The organism is Streptomyces sp. NPDC050549, from assembly GCF_040655035.1.
Taxonomy (GTDB): Bacteria; Actinomycetota; Actinomycetes; order Streptomycetales; family Streptomycetaceae; genus Streptomyces.
Genome location: NZ_JBFAJD010000125.1, coordinates 1 through 1045, shown reverse-complemented (window position 1 = coordinate 1045; position 1045 = coordinate 1). Strand labels below are relative to the sequence as shown.

The 1045-nt window shown below is 68.1% G+C and carries 2 protein-coding genes; both read right to left on the bottom strand.

Features of this window, described 5'->3' with window-relative positions; genetic code table 11:
- On the bottom strand, positions 1-668 hold a 668-nt coding region (locus AB0I51_RS48425; protein ID WP_362985933.1), incomplete at its 3' end, for an IS3 family transposase.
- Positions 665-973: a transposase gene (locus AB0I51_RS48420; RefSeq protein ID WP_307529597.1), complete on the bottom strand. Its 309-nt coding sequence runs from the start codon at positions 971-973 to the stop codon at positions 665-667. The genes AB0I51_RS48420 and AB0I51_RS48425, both read right to left, overlap by 4 nt.
- Positions 974-1045 lie beyond the last annotated feature (72 nt).

Below are 1045 nucleotides of genomic sequence, written 5' to 3'. Positions count from 1 at the left end.
TACGAGTCCCCGATGGAGCCCATGGACGCCTCAACTCCCGCTCGCATGAGCCGAGTTGTGAGCTTGATGGACGTATATTGACAGCCGTGGTCGGCATGGTGAATGAGCTTGCCCGGCTCGACCTCACGGGACGCGAGCGCGTACTCCAGCGTGGTCAGGACCAGGTCGGCGTCCGCGCGGGCGGAGGTCTCCCACGCGACCACCCGGCGGGAGAACGCGTCCCGGATCGCGGAGAGCCACATCGGTCCCTCGCCGGTGGAGATCATCGTGAGGTCGGTGACCCACAACCGGTTCGGCGCCGGTGCGGTGAAATCTCTGTTGACCAGGTCCGGGGCCAGGGTGGCCTTCGGGTCCCGGCGCGTGAAGCCCTTCCGTCGCGGGCTCACACCCGCGATCTCGGCCTCACGCATCAGGCGCTCGACCCGTTTGCGGCCCACCGGGGTGCCCTCGCGTTTCAGCACGGCGTGCACGCGCGGAGAGCCGTAGATGCCGGCGGAGTCGGCGTGGATCTCCTTGATCCGCTCGGTCAGCTCGACGTCGCGACGCCGCCGTTCGCAGGGCTCCTTCTCCGCGCGGCGCCAGCGGTAGTAGGTGGATGAGGGGATGTGGAGTTCCCGAAGTACGCACTCGACTCCCAGGCGGGGATGCTCGTCGACGAGCGCCGTCACCTGGGCCGGGTCGGGTCGAGTTGCGCCGCGAAAAACGCCGAGGCCGTCCGCAGGACGTCGTTGGCCCGCTTGAGCTGGGTGTTCTCCTTGCGCAGGGCCGTGAGTTCGGCGCGTTCGTCGCTGGTGAGACGGTCGTCGCGCTCGCCGGCGTCCGCCTCGGCCTGGCGGATCCAGCCACGCAGGGCCTCCGGGTGCACGCCGAGGTCGACGGCCAGCTTCTTGATCTGGGGCTTCGGCTCAGCAGTGCGATACATACGTACCGCACGCTCACGCAACTCGAGCGAGTACTTCCGGGGTGCAGCCATGGTCACAGGTCCTCTCATGAGTCCCATCTGACCTGCTGTCAGCATCCTCCGCATCCCGGGGGAACCTCAGCC

Excerpts from the sequence above, each read along its gene's own strand:
- AB0I51_RS48420 (WP_307529597.1), bottom strand. The coding sequence starts at position 973 with ATGGCTGCACCCCGGAAGTACTCGCTCGAGTTGCGTGAGCGTGCGGTA.